This window comes from Micromonospora sp. MP36 (assembly GCF_008119785.1).
GTDB lineage: Bacteria > Actinomycetota > Actinomycetes > Mycobacteriales > Micromonosporaceae > Micromonospora.
The window spans coordinates 267,578-283,410 of sequence record NZ_VSFA01000003.1 but is presented as its reverse complement, the minus strand read 5'-3'; the positions used below and the strand labels follow the sequence as shown (position 1 = coordinate 283,410).

Genomic DNA, 15,833 nt, shown 5'->3' with positions numbered 1-15,833 from the left:
ACGGGACCCGACGATCAGTCGACGGTGACCGGTCTGCGGTGTTCGATCTCATCCGCCGGCGACGATGAACGGTGCATCCGCTCCGGCGGCGATCGCCAGCGCTGCGCCTGCCGGTATGGGTGCCTCCCTGTGTCACCGGGCCCGGTACGGCGGCTCTATCAGCAGTATGTGCGGGAGATCCGTCGGTGCCTAGTCGCCCACATCGTCGCCCTACGCGGCCATACGGCTAAGCCCTCGCCCCCGGCTTCCTGCCCAACTCGCCGGGGATCGCGGTCAGCTACCTCGCCGCGCTCCCGCCGTCCGCATTCGGGGATTCGGCCGACGTGATCGACGGCATCCGGGCCGCGCTCGAATCCCGGCTGGCCGAGCTGGAGAAGTCAGCTCAGTGTGGCCGCCTTGCGCAGCAGCACTGAGCGTTCGCGCTGGTTGGCGCACAGCCGGGCCGCCAGTTCCAACTCGGCGCGCGCTTCCGGCCGCCGTCCGAGCCGGGCCAGCAGCTCTCCGCGTACGGTCGGGATCAGATGCGAACCGGGGAGCCGGTCCGAGGCGATCAGCTCGTCCACGATGGCCAGGGCTTGCGCCGGGTCCGAGGCCATGGCAACGGCGACGGCCCGGTTGAGCTCGACCACCGGCGAGGGTGCGACCCGGCTGAGTGCCTCGTAGAGCACTACGATCCGGTCCCAGTCGGTTGCCTCGACCGAGGGCGCCGACGCGTGGGTGGCGGCGATCGCGGCCTGTAGGCCGTAGGGGCCGAGGCCGCGAGTCGATGCCTTGGCCAGCGCGGCCAGCCCACGGCGGATTGCCGAGATGTCCCACCGCCGCCGGTCCTGGTCCTCGAGCAGGATCGGCGAGCCGTCCGGGCCGGTCCGGGCAGGGAAGCGCGCTGCTGTCAGCTCGCACAACGCGAGCAGGCCGTGCACCTCCGGCTCGTCCGGCTGCAGCGCGGCCAGCGTGCGGGCCAGCCGGATCGCCTCGTATGCGACATCGGGGCGCAGCAGCCGGTCGCCCGACGTGGCCGTCGACCCCTCGGTGAAGATCACGTAGATGACCCTGAGCACGGCGCCCAGCCGCTCCCTGCGCTCGCCGGCTGGCGGCAGCTCGAACGGCACCCCAGCCGCCGCGATCGTCTTCTTGCCCCGGGTGATGCGGGCCTGCACGGTCGGCACGGGTACGAGGAACGCGCGGGCGATCTCCTCGCTGGACAGGCCGCCGACCACGCGCAGGGTCAGCGCCACCCGGGCCTCGGGGGAGAGCACCGGGTGGCAGCTGATGAACATCAGCGCAAGCACGTCGTCATCGATCTTGTCGGGATCGACTTCTTCGTCGACCGCCAAGTCGGCCGCCAGCAGGGCGTATCGGTCCTGGAGGGCGGTCCGGCGGCGGATCGCGTCGATCGCCCGCCGCCGGGCCGTGGCCATCAGCCAACTGGCCGGATTCGCCGGAGAGGCAAGCGGCCACGACACCAGCGCCTCGGCCACCGCCTCCTGGGCCGCGTCCTCGGCCAGCCCGAAATCGCCGGTGAACCGGGTCAGCGCGGCGACAATCCGCGCCGACTCGATCCGCCAGACGGCCTCGACATCGGCCGTACCCATCAGATCTGGCCGTTGCTCTCGCGCCCGGCCCAGTCCTTGGCGATCACTCGCCGACCTGCGGGACCTCGTCGCTTCCGGGCACCCGCCGGACCTCGATCTTGGACCCGGGGGCCGCCGGGACCCGCTTGGCCCACTCGACCGCCTCCTGTTTCGAGGCGACGTCGAGCAGGAAGAAGCCCCCGAACAGTTCCTTCGTCTCGCCGTACGGCCCGTCCGTGACCACCGGGGCCTCGCCGCTGAAGTCGACCACGACGCCCTGGCGCGGATCGTCCAGCCCTTCCGCCGCGAGAAGAACACCGGCCTTGACCATCTCCTCGATGAACTGGCGGGTCATGGCCATCATCTCGTCGATGTTGGCCATCATCGCCGCGTTGGACTCGTCGGTGCCCCGCATGATCAGCAGGTACTTCGGCATCGCGTTCTCCTCGTCCGGCGGGACCGCCTCTCGGCCTCGCACCCTAACGTCGAACGAGTGGCCCGCGGATCGACACGGCCCCGGAGAAATCTCTCGCCGCGACGCAGCCGATCCGTCCGACCCCGTTTCGCCCGTCAGAGCCCGCGGCGACAGGTCAGCGCGGCAGGTCGGTTGCCTGGGGGCCAAGGAGCCTTTCGTGGCCTAGCGGTAGCCCAGTAGCGTCATCGCGGCGCGATTGTCGGGCCGCGACCAGAAGAGCTGATGAAGATCGTCCGACAGTTCGTCGAGATGGGTGCCCGCCTGTCCTCGTCGAAAGAACCCTGGGTCGATTGCGTGTAGCTCCTCGAACGACGGAATGCACACGTCGGCGCGAGGCGTGATTCCGGACAACACTAGTGCCGCAGCAGGCAACGTTTGCCCCGTCGTGACGTGACGCGCCGTGTGGATGCTGGCCCGGACGGCGTGGCGCCGTCAGGCTGTCCGGGTGGCAGACCGGGTACGTGCTCGCGAGATCGATGACGACGAGGGGCAGCGGCTGTTGCGGATCATCCGTCGGGGCACTGGGTCGGTGGTGACCTGGCGGCGAGCGCAGATGGTGTTGCTGTCCGCGCAGGGCATGTCGGTGGGGAAGATAGCTGAGGTGACGTTCACCAGCGCTGATCGGGTCCGGGACGTGATCCACAATTTCAACGCCGACGGCTTCGACTCGCTCTACCCGAAGTACAAAGGTGGCCGGCCCAAGACGTTCACCCTCCCAGAACGCCGGGAGATCAAGAAGATCGCCAAGTCCAAGCCCGCCGAGCATGGCCTGCCGTTCTCGACCTGGAGCCTGGCCAAGCTGGCCGACTTCCTGGTCGCTGAGGGGGTGGTCGACGACATCAGCCACGAGGGCCTACGGGTCCTGCTCCGCGAGGAGGGCGTGTCATTTCAACGCATAAAGACCTGGAAGACCTCCCGCGACCCGGACTACGCCGCCAAGAAGGCCCGCGTCGAGCACCTCTACGCGATCGCCGACGGCGAGGTCATACCCGAGGACGGCGAGCCCGAGGTCGTGTTCTGCCTGGACGAGTTCGGCCCCTTGAATCTCCAACCTCACCCTGGACGGCAGTGGGCAGAGCGCGGCGGACGGCACAAGGACCCTGACCGGGAACCCCGGGCACGCCGGCGGGCGACCTACACCCGCCCGCACGGCGTCAGGCACCTGTTCGCCGCCTACGACCTGAGCACGGACCGGCTCTACGGCCACATCAAGCCGAAGAAACACCGCACGCGGTTCCTGGAGTTCTGCCGCTACCTGCGCAGCCTCTACCCACCCGAGATCCGCATCGCGATCGTGCTCGACAACTACTCCCCCCACCTGAGCACGAAGAAGGACACCCGGGTCGGCGACTGGGCCGCGGCCAACAACGTCGAGCTCGCCTATACCCCGACCAACAGCTCCTGGCTCAACCGCATCGAGGCCCAGTTCACCGCCCTGCGCTACTTCACCCTCGACGGCACCGACCACGCCAACCACAAGCAGCAGGGCAGCATGATCCGCCGCCACATCATCTGGCGGAACAAGAACGCCGCCGACGAACGCCTTCGCGAGGTAGTCAACAGGGCGAACGTTGCCTGATGCGGCACTAGTTCCGCCATTACCCGCTCAACGGATGCTCTCGGCTCGCGTACGAGGTGATCTCCGGGTCAAGTGTGGTGTCCCGGCCGAACCAGACCTGCCCCATGGCTCCACCGGGGATCGGCAACGGCTCCAGCTCGTAGCGGCCGTTCAGCAGGGTCCGCCCGGACACACTGCCTCTCCATGTCCCGCTTTGGCGATATCGCCAGCCGCTCGGCGTGGAGGGCTGCGCTGGCCGCCATCGCCCGAACCAGCAAATCCCCAGTCGGGCGGAGGCAATTTCCGGGGGTGTCTCGCCAGGTAGTCGAGGTCTCCATCGTGGCGTGCTCGGCTAAGAAACCCCTGGGGGATCCCTAAGAAGCATTAGGGAGTCGGGACAGGTTGATCTTGCTGATGGGTTCGTATCGGATCGTGTTTCCGCAGCTCAGCCGCCTGACAGGGCAGATCGGCAAGGCTCGTTTGGGGCCTCGAATGGCCGACGCCCCCAACCGAGCCCCCAATGCCGCACCCAGCCGAGCCCCCACACGCGAGCTGACAACCACAGGGCCGGCTCGGCGGCGACGAGCGCCCACGACAGGCCCCTTTTCGACCGCTCGCACGGGTCGCCGCACAGCCCGCCGGCCACCGGGATTCCATACCGCTGCTGCACCCTTGTCAGCCTCCGTCAGGGCCGACAGCGCCGCCGACCTGGACTTGCCCTCGGTTCTCTGGAGACCAACTGCTGGCCCACCCGTCGGGTCAGGTCCTGTCAGGTCGTGTCAGGTCCTGTGAGGTCCTGTGAGGTCCTGTGAGGTCCGGTCAGATTCTGTCAGACAGCGGGCTTGCGGACAGCAGCGCCCGTTCTGCCTCACAGACACGGCGCAGCCTGACCGGAATCGCGGACCGTGGTCCTGTCAGGCGGAGTCCCGGTCTGACAGGTCCCGCGTGAGCTGGTCGGGGTGTGGTGGCATCGGCGCGCAGGAGCTGCACGAGCGCGGAAGCGGTGGCGGCGGACAGGTGGTGCCCGTCAGCGCGTAGCCGTCGGGCGAGGGCCTCGCGGTGGTGTCCGTGAGCGGTCAAGGCGTGGGCGGCGGTCCGGTCGGCCGGGACCAGAGCGACGATCTGCAGGCCTCGGTCCCGGACCAGTGTGGGTCGCCCGCCCGCCGGTCCGGGACCGCCGAACGCCGTCCGGGACCGCCGAGCGCTGGTCCGCCGAGGCGGGACCGCGACGGTGGCATCCCGGACCGCGGGCAGGCCTGCGCGGACCGGCAGAGGCGGTCCGGGACCGGTCCGCCAGAGTCCAAGACCGACTGTCAACGATGAACGCCGTGTCCCGGGTAGGCCGAGCCGTAGCTCTGCTTGCCGGCCCCGCAGGCGGTCCTTGCCGTCGCATACCGGCGACGATCTCGGGCAGGTTGTCGGCCGCCTCGACGCAGTTGCCACCATTGCCGCCGCTGCGGGCACCATTACCGACGGCACCGGCTCCACCCCCGCCGCCGACCGCCGTTGGCCCGACCGGCTCGCCGCCCGGATGCTGGCCGGCCCGCCCGAGGAACGGTTCGGCGTGCTCAACGCCGGCATCGGCGGAACCCGGCTGCTGCTCGACGCCGGCAGCCCGGGACAGGGCGTGAACGCGCTGGCTCGTCTGGAGCGCGACGTGCTGGCCCGGACCGGGGTGCGCACCGTCGTGGTGCTCGAAGGAATCAACGACATCCAGCAGGACCCCTCGCAGTACGACCCGGCGCAGCTGATCGCCGCGTACCGGCAGATCGCGCTGAGGGCCCACGACCGCGGGCTGCGGATCGTCAGCGGCACGATCCTTCCGTTTCAGGGCTGGCACAAGTGGACGCCCGAGCGGGAGGCCGTCCGGGCTGCGGTCAACGAGTGGATCCGTGGCACGGACTAGTTCGACGGCGTCGTCGACTTCGGCCCGCAAACCCGCGACCCCGGTCAGCCGCTGCGGCTCCTCCCCGCGTACGACTCGGGCGACCACCTGCACCCGAGCGGCGCCGGCTACCAGGCGATGGCTGACGCGGTGCACCTGAAACTCTTCCGTCCCGCGCTCTCCTTCCCCGGATAGTCGGCCCGGTCGACGCCGGATCCGGAGACGATGGCCGGGGCGCCCGGTCCACCCACAAGGGCCTCAGCCACCGACGGGAACACTCGCTTAGGGTGGGCCGATGACGAGGCACGCGGCGTCCGATGCCGGTGTGGCGCGAGCCAGCACGCTGCTGGAGGTCGGCCGGATCGAGGCGGCACGGCGGGAGATCACGGCCGTGTTGGCCGGCGATCCGGACAACGTCGAGGCGCTGTACATGTTGGCCCGCTCGTACCAGGCGGAGGACGAGTTCGCCGCGATGCGGGACGTGGCGGCGCGGGCCGTCGCGGTCGCGCCCGGGCAGCACGAGGGCCACCTGCTGCTCGCGTTCGCCCAGATCGGTGTGGAAGATCCGACGGCGGCGCGAGCCAGCGCGCTGGAGACCGTCCGTCTCGCGCCCGAGGACTGGCGCGGGTACGCCGCGCTGGCGCTCGCCTCGCTCAACCTCGGGCAGCCGCGCCACGCGTTCCGGACGATCAAGCGGGCGGTGGGTCTGGCCCCGGAGTCGGCCGGCCCGCACTACATCCGGGCACTCATGTTCCACTCGATCGGCTGGAACCTGTTCGCCAGCCGGTCGTACCGCCGGGCGCTGGCGCTCGACCCGGAGCACAAGGCGGCGCTCACCGGGCTCGGTCGCGTCGCGGCCACTCGAGGGCGGCTGGCGGCCGCCGCCGGGCATGTCAGCGCGGTACTGGCCGCGGAACCGACCAACCATGCCGCCCGTACCGAACTGGATCGGGTGGTCATCGGCGGCCTCGCTGGTTGGGCGATGATGTCGGTCTGGACGGCCGGCTTCATGGGCATGTTCGCCGTGCTTCCGTGGATGTGGCCGTTGGCGGTGCTGCCGCCCGCGCTGTGGTTGCTGTGGGCCGCCCGAACCTGGCGCGCCCTCTCTCCCGGCGCGCGGGCGTACGCCGAACACGTGATCCGCACGGACATCCGGGCCCGCGTGCGGCTGTTCGGGCTGGCCCTGTGCGCGCTCACCGCGGCCGGGCTGATCGTCACCGCGCTGCGCCAGGATCCGGACCGGCCGCCTTCGGCCGCCATCGTGGTTCCGATGGCGGCACACTTCCTGGCGCTGATCGTCAGCGGGGCGGCGGCCGTCACCGCCGACCGCAAGGTCGCCGGCCCGCCGCCCCTCGCGCCCGGATCCTCTGCTGGTCCGGGCACCTCTCCGGCGGGCACTTCGCCGGCGGGCGTTCGGCCGGCGGGCGCCTCGGGGCCGGCCCGGGGCACGTTCGGGCAACCGCGGGCCACCGACCTGCTCGCCGAGCAGCGCGAGGCGTCCTATGCGGGCCGGTGGGTGATGCGGCTGGTCCGCGCCGGAGCGCTGTTCGCGGTGGTGCCGCTGGTGATGAGCGCCGATCCGCCGGCGCCGTGGCCGGGCCGGGCGGTCGTCGGCACCGTCGCGCTGGCCGGCTTCCTCGGTTACGGCGCGTGGTCGCGGCGCCGGCTCATCCTCCGCCCCGGCCGGCAGAACGCCGCGCTCGGGATGCTGCTCGTCCCGCTGACCCTGGCCGCGTTGGTGGAGCTGGTCGCCATCGCGTTGGCTGCGGCCCTACCGTCCTCCGCGATGCCGCTGCCGGAGATTGTCGCCGTGCCGGCGTTCCTGGTCACGGGTGCGGGCCTGGTGGCCGGGCTGGCTTGGTTGCTCTACGCCGGGGCCCGTGGCCTCGGCCGCCTCACCCGCACCTCGCGCCAGGATTCCGCACCTCACCTTTAGGCGGAGTCGGAGGCGGGTGCTGGGGTGGTGCCTCCGCACCGTCCACTATCGCCAGTCGATGGCCGCCGCCTGCTTGCGGCCGACGGCCATCCGCATCGCGATCACGGTGTACGCGCAGAGCACGGCTAGCCCAGCCGACCAAGGGAGCTGCTCGCCCAGCTCATCGACAACGGATCGGTCCTCTGGGAGGAACGGGTCGAGCTCCGCCAGGCCGCGGCTGGCGGAGCTTGATGCCCGGCTCGGGTCAGCCCAGGCGCCGGCGATCTGCCTGGTGGTGGCGTTGAGCCGGTTGAACAGGTTCGTCACGCCGATCATGAGAACGATCGCGGCGAGGGCCTTCTCGTCGAAGTGCTTGGCGGCGGCGTTCCAGACGTCGTCGGACACGGCGTTCGGGCGGTCGGCCAGCCGGGTGGCGGCCTCGGCCAGGGCGAGCGCGGCGCGTTCGGCGTCGGTGAAGTATGGCGCCTCCCGCCAGGCAGCGACCGTGGCGAGGCGCTCGTCGCTGACGCCGGCCTTGCGGGCGGTCTTGGCGCCGGCGTCGACACAGGCGCTGCACCCGTTGATCTGGCTGATCCGCAGGTGGACCAGTTCCAGCGTCTCGGCCTCGACGCCACCGGCGTGGACCGCCTTGAAGACCGCCTGGATTGGCTGCATCGCGTCGGGCAGGACGACGGCGGGGTTCTTCATCCGTGGCTGCACGGGTACTCCTTCTCGTTGTGCGTGTATTCGGTTCCGGCGGGTTGACCGGCGGGCCGGGGCGGGTGTGACCGCCTCGGGGGGTAGAAATGCTTTTCCGCGGGGTGCCGGTAACCAGGCTGTGCCGGGTTCTGGCTGTGGGCTCGCCGGTTATCGACTGGCCGCCGCCACCCGTGCCGGCTGGGACGAGGCGGCGGTCGGACCGTCGGGACCTGCTGTCGGACGCAGCAGGTGCTTCCAGTCGGCGGGCCAGTTGGCCAGCGCGATCACTGCGGCGATCAGCAGGTGTGACGGTGCGGCCAGGCTCTGGGTGATCGGGTCGTGGTTGACGATGTGGGTGGTGACCGCACCGTCCAGCACGAGCACCAGGCCGGCCGCGCCGATGAACCGGAACCGCCGGTTGGGGATGAGCAGCATGACCGCACAGACCAGCTCGATCGTGCCGACCACGAACCGGAACCACGACGGGTAGCCCCAGTTCGTGAACTTCACGGCGTAGTCGGAACCGAGTGGCCATACCGGGCGCGGGTGAGTCAGTCGATCAAGAAGCAGGAGCGGCGAATCGGCGCGCGACTGTTCGATCGCACCAGCCGCACGGTCCGGCTGACGCCGTTGGGCGAGCAGCTCTACACGGATCTGAGGGCCGCCTACGGCCAGATCCGGACCGCTATCGACGCCGCGACCGCGGCCGCCCGCGGCCACACCGCAACCCTCACGCTCGGGGTCTTCGGCCCCCACGCCTATGAGCTCGCCGCGGTCATCGACCGCTTCCGTGCCCGCAACCCGCACTGCGAGATCCTGTTCCGTGAAGTGCACTTCAGCGACCCGTTCGGGCCGCTGCGGGCCGGGAAGGTGGACCTGCAGACCTGCTGGCTTCTGATACGCGAGCCAGACCTCACCGTCGGGCCGACTGTCCTCACCGACACGCTGATGCTCATGGTCGCCGCCGCACACCCACTCGCCACGCGCGAATCGGTATCCCTGGAAGACCTCGCCGACTGCGTCCTGCCACAGGTGACGCCGGCCGTCCCCGCGTACTGGGAAGCAGCGCTGATCCCCGCGCACACGCCCAGCGGCCGTCCGATCCCTCGCGGGCCGAGGGTCGCCACCTTCCAGGAGGCGCAGGCGGTCGTGGCCGCCAACCAGGCTGTCTGCGTCGTCTTCGCCGAGGCCAGCCGCTACTACCAGCGACCAGGCACCGTCTACCTGCCCATCCGCGGCGCCCCGCTGGGCCGCTGGGCGCTCATCTGGCGCAGCGCGAACGACAACCCACTCGTTCGAGCATTCGCCCAGACCGCCGCGGCGGCGCGATCCGACCGCGCCGCAACGGCCGGCGCAGCGGGTATCGGGTGACCGCGATACCCCTACCGGCGTTGCTCGGCAGGGGACGGGCCGCGGCAGAGCTTTGGATCCCGCCACCTGTACCGGCGCTGTAGCTGCTCCTGGAGGTGGCATCCGTACCCTCTCGCCATGATCAGCATTGCCCGGACCGCGCGGGCCGTCGCGGTGGTCTGGCGGGCCGGGCGAGCCGACCTGGCGGCGTACGTCGTGCTCGCGCCGATCGCGGGCGCGCTTCCGGTGCTGGCGGCCTGGCTTACCAAACTGGTCCTCGACCGGGTCGCGAACGCGTCCGGCGGCGCGATCCTCGGGGTGGCGACCGCGCTGGCGGTGGTCTCCGTCGGCCTCGCCGTTGTGCCGCACCTGACGAACTATCTGCGGGCGGACCTCGCGCGCTCGGCCGCCGTCGTCGCGCTCGACCAGCTGTACGCGGCGACCGACCGCCTCGCCGGGCTGCGCCGACTGGAGGAGCCGGCGTTCCAGAACACGCTCCGGCTGGCCGAGCAGGCCGGGCGGGACGGGCCCAGCCGCTGCGTCGACGGCCTGCTCGGCCTGGTGCAGGGTGCGGTGCTGCTGGCCGGCTTCCTCGGCACCCTCGTGGTGATCAGCCCGGTGATGGCCGTGCTGGTGGCGGCCGGCAGCGTACCCGCGCTGATCGCCGAGCTCCGGCTGAGCCGGCGACGGGCCGACATGCTTTGGGAGATCGGGCCGGGGGAGCGGCGCGAGATGTTCTACGCCAGCCTGCTGACCAGCTTGTCCGCGGCCAAGGAGGTACGTCTGCTGCGGCTGGGTGGGCTGTTCCGCCGCCGGATGCTCGCCGAGTTGGGCGCCGCGAGTGCCGCCCGTCGGGCCCACGAGCGCCGGGAGGTGCGCGTCCAGGCACTGCTCGCGGTGCTGAGCGCGGCGCTGTCCGGGACTGGCCTGGTGTGGGCCGTCGCCACCGCCCGATCCGGCGGGCTCACGGTGGGCGACGTGGCCGTCTTCATCGCCGCCGTCGCCGGGGTGCAGAGCAGCCTGGCCACCCTGATCGAGCACCTCGCCGGCATCCACCAGGCGATGCTGCTGCTCGGGCACTACGAGCAGATTGTCACCTGCCCGCCGGACCTGCCGGAGCCGGCCCGACCACTGCCGGTCCCCCCGCTGCGGCGGGGCATCGAGTTCCGCGACGTCTGGTTCCGCTACGGTCCGGACCACCCATGGGTGCTGCGGGGCGTGGACCTGTTCATCCCGCATGGACAGACGGTGGCCCTGGTCGGCCACAACGGCGCCGGCAAGAGCACCCTGGTCAAGCTGCTGTGCCGGTTCTACGACCCGACCCGGGGCGCGATCCGGTGGGACGGCGTCGACCTTCGCGAGCTAACCGTGGACGACCTGCGGGCCCGGATCGGCGCGGTGTTCCAGGACTACATGACGTACGACCTCACGGCCGCGGAGAACATCTGGCTCGGCGATGTCGACCCGGCCGGCCCGGACCACGTACGCGCCGAGGACGCCGCCCGGATCGCCGACGCCGCCCGCCGGGCCGGCATCCACGAGACCATCGAGGGCCTGCCCCGGGGGTACGAGACGATGCTGTCCCGGGTGTTCGAACTGGACGGCGATCGGGCGGACGCCGGCGTACTGCTCTCCGGCGGGCAGTGGCAGCGGGTGGCGATCGCCCGATCCGTGCTGCCCGCGGCGCGGGACCTGCTCATCCTCGACGAGCCGAGCGCCGGCCTGGACGCCGAGGCCGAGCGCGACATCCAGCTCCGTTTGCGCCAATACCGGGCCGGCCGAACCAGCGTCCTGATCTCCCACCGGCTGGGTACGCTGCGGGACGCCGACCTGATCGTGGCGCTCTCCGGCGGGCGGGTCGTCGAGGCGGGCCGGCACGAGGACCTGCTGGCGGCCAACGGCACCTACGCCACACTGTTCCGGATGCAGGCGGCGGGCTACGCCCCGGCCGAGGCGGGAACGCCGGCCGGCTGATCCGCGCGGGCAAGGAACGTTTCGAGCACGCCGTCCCGCCGGCCGGGCAGGTCGGCGAAGATCCGGTTGGCCCGCCGCGCGTACCCGTCCGCCGCCGCGCGCTCGCCACGGCGTTCCCGCACCCGGCCGAGCTGCCGGAGCGCGGCCGCCTCGCCGTACCGGTCGCCGGCCGCGCGGGCCAGGGTCAGCGCCTCCTCGCCGTCCCGGTCGGCCAGCGCCACGTCACCGATCCGAAGGTGCACCTCCGAGCGGCTGAGCAGCGCCTCCCACTCGTCCTCCCGGTTGCCGGTCCGCCGGCACAGCCGCAGGCCGGCGGTGAGTGCCGTCAGCCCGTCCAGGTGCCGCCCGAGTTGGCTCTGCGTCCGGCCGAGAGCGACCAGCGTCATCGCCTCGCCGACCGCATCATTGTGTTCGCGCCGCATCGCCAGGCAGCGGGTGAGGTGTTCGCCGGCGGCCGGGAAGTTACCCAGCTCGAACTCGATCTCGGCCAGGTTGTGCAAGGCCATCGCGAGCCATACCGGGTTCGCGCCGGCGAGGAGCCCGACCGCCGCCCGGACGAGGTCTGCCGCCCGCCGCGGGGACCCCGTACGGTGATGGAACCAGCCGAGGTTCTGCAGCGCCCGCCCCTCGCCTTCGCGATCACCCAGCCGGCGCCACAGCTCCAGCGCCGACTCCAACGCGCCACATGCCGCCTCCGGGGAGCCGGTACGCCAGTGCAGCGTCGCCCGCAGCGCGAGCACCTTGGCCCGGGCGGCATCGTCGTCGGCGAGCGTCGCCGCCTGCTCACAGACGGCGACCAGGGCATCGGCCTCCGCCCACCGGTTGCGCTTCTGCAGCCACACGGCCACGGACGGAATCGCCTCCACACACAGCCGGCTCAGATGCGGGGCCGCGTCGCAGGCCTGACGGGCGGCCGCGATGATCCCGGCCAACTCGCCGTCGACCCAGCGTACGGCGTCGTCGAGCGTGCCCAGCTCGACGACGGTGGGTCCGGTGGCGAGTTCGGCCGCCCGCTGCGGGCGCAACAGCTGGCCCGCGCGCAGCACCGTGGTCAGGTACGCGGTGAGCCCGCGGCGTACCGCGCGCTGGCGCTCGGCGGCCGGGTCCGTCTCCTCGGCCAGCTCCGCGCCGTAGAGCCGGAGCAGGTCGTGGAACCGGAACCGGGTCGGCCCGATCCCGTCCAGCAGGTGCGTCTCGGTGAGCCGGTCCAGCAGCGCCAGTGCGCGCCGTTCCGGAACACCGATCGTGACCGCGGCGAGCGGCGCCGGTATCTCCGGCACCCGCAGCAGGGACAGCGACCGGAAGACGGCCGCCGCCGTGCGGTCGTCCGGATCCGCGCTGTCGAGCAACTGGCGGTAGGTGTTCCAGAAGCTGGATCGGATGGCGAGGTCGTCCGCGCGCAGTTCGTCGAGGCGTTCCCGCTCGTCGTCCAGCCGATCCGCGAGTACCGAGACGGACCAGTCGGGGCGGGCCGCGAGCCGGGCTCCGGCGATCCGCAGCGCCAGCGGGTGCCCGTCGCACAGCCTCGCCAGGCGGTCCGCCGCGTCGGGGTCGGCCGCCCCCCGCCCGTCGCCGCAGAGGGTGTCAAGGAGCTGGCGCGCTTCGGCGTCGCTGAGCCGGTCCAGCCGGAGCCGGAGCGCGTCGAGGGTGCCCGCCGGTCGGCGGCTGGTGATGAGGACGGCGCAGTCCTGGCCAGCCGGGAGCAGGGGCCGGACCTGCTGCGCGCCGGCCGCGCCGTCCAGGACGATGAGCAGCCGCCGGCCGGCGGTCTCCGACCGGAACCGCGCGGCCGCCTCGGCCAGATCGAGCGGCACGTCCCTGGCCGGTACGCCGAGCGCGCGCAGTAGCTGACCGAGCGCCGGCAACGGTTCGACGCTGGGCATGCCGGGGGCTCCGCCCTGCAGTTCGAGGTACAGCTGTCCGTCGGGATAGTGGCTCGCGAGTCGGTGCGCGGCGCGTACCGCCAGGGTGGTCTTGCCCATCCCGCCCGGGCCGTGCAGCACGACCACCGACGGACCGGGCCGTGGCCGGTTCGCGGCCGTGCAGGCCCGCTCGATGGTCCGCAGTTCATCGACCCGGCCGACGAACGCCGCCGGGTCCGGCGGCAGCTGACGCGGCGGTTCGGCTGGGCTGGGCGGGTTACCGGGCCCGGGGGCCGGTTGCGGGTCGGCGGGCTCCTCGGCCGCGTCGGGGGTGGACAGTTCCGGGGCCCGCCGCAGGATGGCCTGGTGCAGCCGGGACAGTTCCGTTCCGGGTTCGAGGCCGAGCTGGTCGGCGAAGACCGCGCGGGTCTCCGCGTACGCCGAGAGGGCCGCCGGCGCGTCGCCGGACCGGTACAGCGCCAGCATGAGCTGGTGACGCAGCCGCTCCCGGTACGGGTGGGCGGTGATCAGCAGCCGCAGGTTGCCGGTCACCGAGGTGTGCTCGCCGAGCGCGAGGCGCGCCTGGATCAGGTCCTCGGCCAGCGACAGGTGCTGCTCCTCGAGCAGCGTGATCCGGGCAGCGAGTTCCGGCCCCGGGCGTACGTCCTCGGCCGGTCGGCCCCGCCACAGGTCCAGCGCTTCCCGGAACCGGGCGGTGGCGACGGCGTGGTCACCGTGGGCGAGGGCCGCGCGGCCCAGCTCGATCGCGGTCTGGAAGCGGTGCAGGTCCAGCTCTTCCGGGTCGACCCGCAGCTGATATCCGGCGGCGCTGGCGACCAACCGGTCGCCGCCGGCGTTCCCGCCGTCCAGCTCGGTCAGCAACCGGCGCAGCCCACTGGCGTAGGTGCGCAGGTTCGCCACGGCCGAGCGGGGCGGCTGGTCCCACAGCTCACCGATGAGGCGGTCCAGAGACACCCGCTCGTTGGCCGACAGCAGGAGAGCGGCCAGCATCGCCCGCTGCTTCTGCGGCCCGACGGGGACCGCCCGGCCGGCGGCGGTGATCCGAAGTGGGCCGAGCAGCTGGTATCGCAGGCTCAAGGCACCTCGGTTCTGGTTCGGTCCACCACGGCCAGCACCCTAGGAACGACGTACGACGATCCGCAACACGTCACGGGTAACGGTTGTATCGATGCTGTAGGTCGCCGTGTAGCCGGTCCGCCTACCGTCCGCGATCAGTCTAGATCCAGATTGGAGGTACACGATGACCCGTCACGTCGGCGCACTGGCGGACCGGTTCCTGGCGCTGATGCTGCCCAAGACCACCGCCTCGGCCGTCTGCCAGCCGTCCTGCACCAACACACCGATGTGCTGCCGGTACACCACCACCCGGTTCAAGTGGCGCACCTGCAACAGCTCGTGCCAGTGCTGGTGGGGTACGGACTGCTGAGCAACGCCCCGTGAAGGCGTCGCGGCCGGACACCCCCCCCCGGCCGCGACGCGCACGTGCCCATTCCCGTCAGGAGCAAACCGATGCCCATTGTCGTCGCCGTACTCGTCGTACTCACCACACTCACGCTGCTGAACCTGCTGCTCACGTTCGGCGTCATCCGGAAGCTGCGCGAGCACACGCAGGAGTTGGCCGCCGGCCGCCCGCCGGTGACCCTCTCGGTCGGCGCGCAGGTGCCGGACTTCACCGCCTCGACCGACGACGGGGACGTGGTGTCCATCGCCTCGCTGCGTGCGTCGGGTGGCCTGGTGGCGTTTCTCGCCCCCGACTGTTCGGGGTGCCAGGAGCAGCTGCCCTCGGTACGGTCGGCGCTCGCCGAAGCGCTCGACACCCCGGCGGCGGTGCTCATCGTGCTCACCCGGCTGCAGCCGGCGCCGGACCGTGAGGACCGCGAGCGCGCCGAGCTGGTGGCGGCGTTGGGCGTGCTCGACAGTCGGGCGACCATCGTCCACGAGCCGCTCGACGGGGCGGTCCAGTCGGCCTTCCAGGTCGCCGCGTTCCCCGCGTTCTACCTGGTCGACACCGATGGCCGGGTGGCCGGCGTCAGCAACAACGCCAGCCAACTACCCAACCTGTCCCCGGGGCGCGACGTCGTGCCCGCCGGGCGATGACCGCAGGGCGGCCCGCAGCCGTCGGATGACCACGCCCCGCACGAGCTCCGGCGGTAGCGCGCCGAAGGCCCGCGAGTCGAGGCTGTGCCGAGGCGCGTCCCCGAGGACGTAGACCTGTCCTGCCGGCAGCGCCGCCACCCGCTTGACCATCAACTGGGTGGCGGCGTCGGCGTCGCCCGCGGTGATCCTGATGCCGGGTGGCGGCAGACAGACGACGACGGCGCCGACCCGCAGCCGGCGCCGGAATCCCCGCCGGAGCACGAGGAGCTGGTCGCCATCCTGGTACGTCGGGGTCATGCTGTCGCCGTTGACCCCGACCACCTGGAGCAGGGCGCGGGCAACCAGCACGGCGATCCCGATCACCACGAACGAGCCGACCGTGATCAGCAGAGTGGGTCGATCCACCGCACCACGGTAGCGGAGCGG

At 71.8% G+C, this 15,833-nt stretch carries 14 protein-coding genes; 7 read left to right on the top strand and 7 right to left on the bottom strand.

The window, feature by feature from the left end; genetic code table 11:
* Positions 1 to 377: 377 nt before the first annotated feature.
* Positions 378 to 1,592, bottom strand: coding sequence for an RNA polymerase sigma factor (locus tag FXF52_RS06365; RefSeq protein WP_148794323.1), 1,215 nt, complete (start codon positions 1,590 to 1,592; stop codon positions 378 to 380).
* Between the two features lie 43 nt (positions 1,593 to 1,635).
* A complete protein-coding gene (locus FXF52_RS06360; RefSeq protein ID WP_148794321.1) occupies positions 1,636 to 2,007 on the bottom strand; it encodes a YciI family protein in 372 nt (123 codons plus the stop codon).
* A 484-nt stretch (positions 2,008 to 2,491) separates the two neighbouring features.
* Here FXF52_RS06360 and FXF52_RS06350 point away from each other — a divergent pair, with 484 nt between their 5' ends.
* Positions 2,492 to 3,625 carry an IS630 family transposase gene (locus FXF52_RS06350; RefSeq protein WP_255471767.1) on the top strand — a complete coding sequence of 378 codons (1,134 nt, stop codon included), beginning with the start codon at positions 2,492 to 2,494 and terminating at the stop codon, positions 3,623 to 3,625.
* A gap of 19 nt (positions 3,626 to 3,644) precedes the next feature.
* On the opposite strand, the gene FXF52_RS06345 is transcribed toward FXF52_RS06350, so the two are convergent.
* Entirely contained in the window at positions 3,645 to 3,797 is a 153-nt protein-coding gene (locus FXF52_RS06345; RefSeq protein ID WP_187413348.1) for a hypothetical protein, read from the bottom strand.
* 1,188 nt (positions 3,798 to 4,985) lie between these two features.
* Between FXF52_RS06345 and FXF52_RS42410 the strand changes: the two genes are divergently transcribed.
* Both FXF52_RS42410 and FXF52_RS06335 read left to right on the top strand, forming a co-directional pair.
* The gene (locus tag FXF52_RS42410; RefSeq protein WP_222870432.1) at positions 4,986 to 5,510 is read left to right on the top strand and encodes a GDSL-type esterase/lipase family protein; all 525 of its coding nucleotides are present in this window, start codon (positions 4,986 to 4,988) and stop codon (positions 5,508 to 5,510) included.
* Between the two features lie 274 nt (positions 5,511 to 5,784).
* Positions 5,785 to 7,425: a tetratricopeptide repeat protein gene (locus FXF52_RS06335; RefSeq protein ID WP_148794318.1), complete on the top strand. Its 1,641-nt coding sequence runs from the start codon at positions 5,785 to 5,787 to the stop codon at positions 7,423 to 7,425.
* Between the two features lie 45 nt (positions 7,426 to 7,470).
* Here FXF52_RS06335 and FXF52_RS43985 read toward each other — a convergent pair whose 3' ends face one another.
* The gene (locus FXF52_RS43985; protein ID WP_319993783.1) at positions 7,471 to 8,124 is read right to left on the bottom strand and encodes a carboxymuconolactone decarboxylase family protein; all 654 of its coding nucleotides are present in this window, start codon (positions 8,122 to 8,124) and stop codon (positions 7,471 to 7,473) included.
* Positions 8,125 to 8,271: 147 nt separating this feature from the next.
* Complete coding sequence (locus FXF52_RS06325; RefSeq protein WP_222870431.1) at positions 8,272 to 8,613, bottom strand: DoxX family protein; 342 nt, start codon at positions 8,611 to 8,613, stop codon at positions 8,272 to 8,274.
* A 36-nt stretch (positions 8,614 to 8,649) separates the two neighbouring features.
* On the opposite strand from FXF52_RS06325, the gene FXF52_RS06320 reads away from it, so the two are divergent.
* Together FXF52_RS06320 and FXF52_RS06315 are read left to right on the top strand one after the other, a co-directional pair.
* Complete coding sequence (locus FXF52_RS06320; RefSeq protein ID WP_148794316.1) at positions 8,650 to 9,474, top strand: LysR family transcriptional regulator; 825 nt, start codon at positions 8,650 to 8,652, stop codon at positions 9,472 to 9,474.
* 117 nt (positions 9,475 to 9,591) lie between these two features.
* Positions 9,592 to 11,427: an ABC transporter ATP-binding protein gene (locus FXF52_RS06315; protein ID WP_148794314.1), complete on the top strand. Its 1,836-nt coding sequence runs from the start codon at positions 9,592 to 9,594 to the stop codon at positions 11,425 to 11,427.
* On the opposite strand, the gene FXF52_RS06310 is transcribed toward FXF52_RS06315, so the two are convergent.
* Complete coding sequence (locus tag FXF52_RS06310) at positions 11,391 to 14,387, bottom strand: BTAD domain-containing putative transcriptional regulator (RefSeq protein WP_148794312.1); 2,997 nt, start codon at positions 14,385 to 14,387, stop codon at positions 11,391 to 11,393. The genes FXF52_RS06315 and FXF52_RS06310 overlap by 37 nt on opposite strands.
* A gap of 163 nt (positions 14,388 to 14,550) precedes the next feature.
* Here FXF52_RS06310 and FXF52_RS06305 point away from each other — a divergent pair, with 163 nt between their 5' ends.
* Together FXF52_RS06305 and FXF52_RS06300 are read left to right on the top strand one after the other, a co-directional pair.
* Entirely contained in the window at positions 14,551 to 14,736 is a 186-nt protein-coding gene (locus tag FXF52_RS06305) for a hypothetical protein (RefSeq protein ID WP_148794309.1), read from the top strand.
* 83 nt (positions 14,737 to 14,819) lie between these two features.
* Entirely contained in the window at positions 14,820 to 15,407 is a 588-nt protein-coding gene (locus tag FXF52_RS06300) for a peroxiredoxin (protein WP_148794307.1), read from the top strand.
* Here FXF52_RS06300 and FXF52_RS06295 read toward each other — a convergent pair.
* The gene (locus FXF52_RS06295; RefSeq protein WP_255471766.1) at positions 15,360 to 15,812 is read right to left on the bottom strand and encodes a S26 family signal peptidase; all 453 of its coding nucleotides are present in this window, start codon (positions 15,810 to 15,812) and stop codon (positions 15,360 to 15,362) included. The genes FXF52_RS06300 and FXF52_RS06295 overlap by 48 nt on opposite strands.
* Between the last annotated feature and the right edge of the window lie 21 nt (positions 15,813 to 15,833).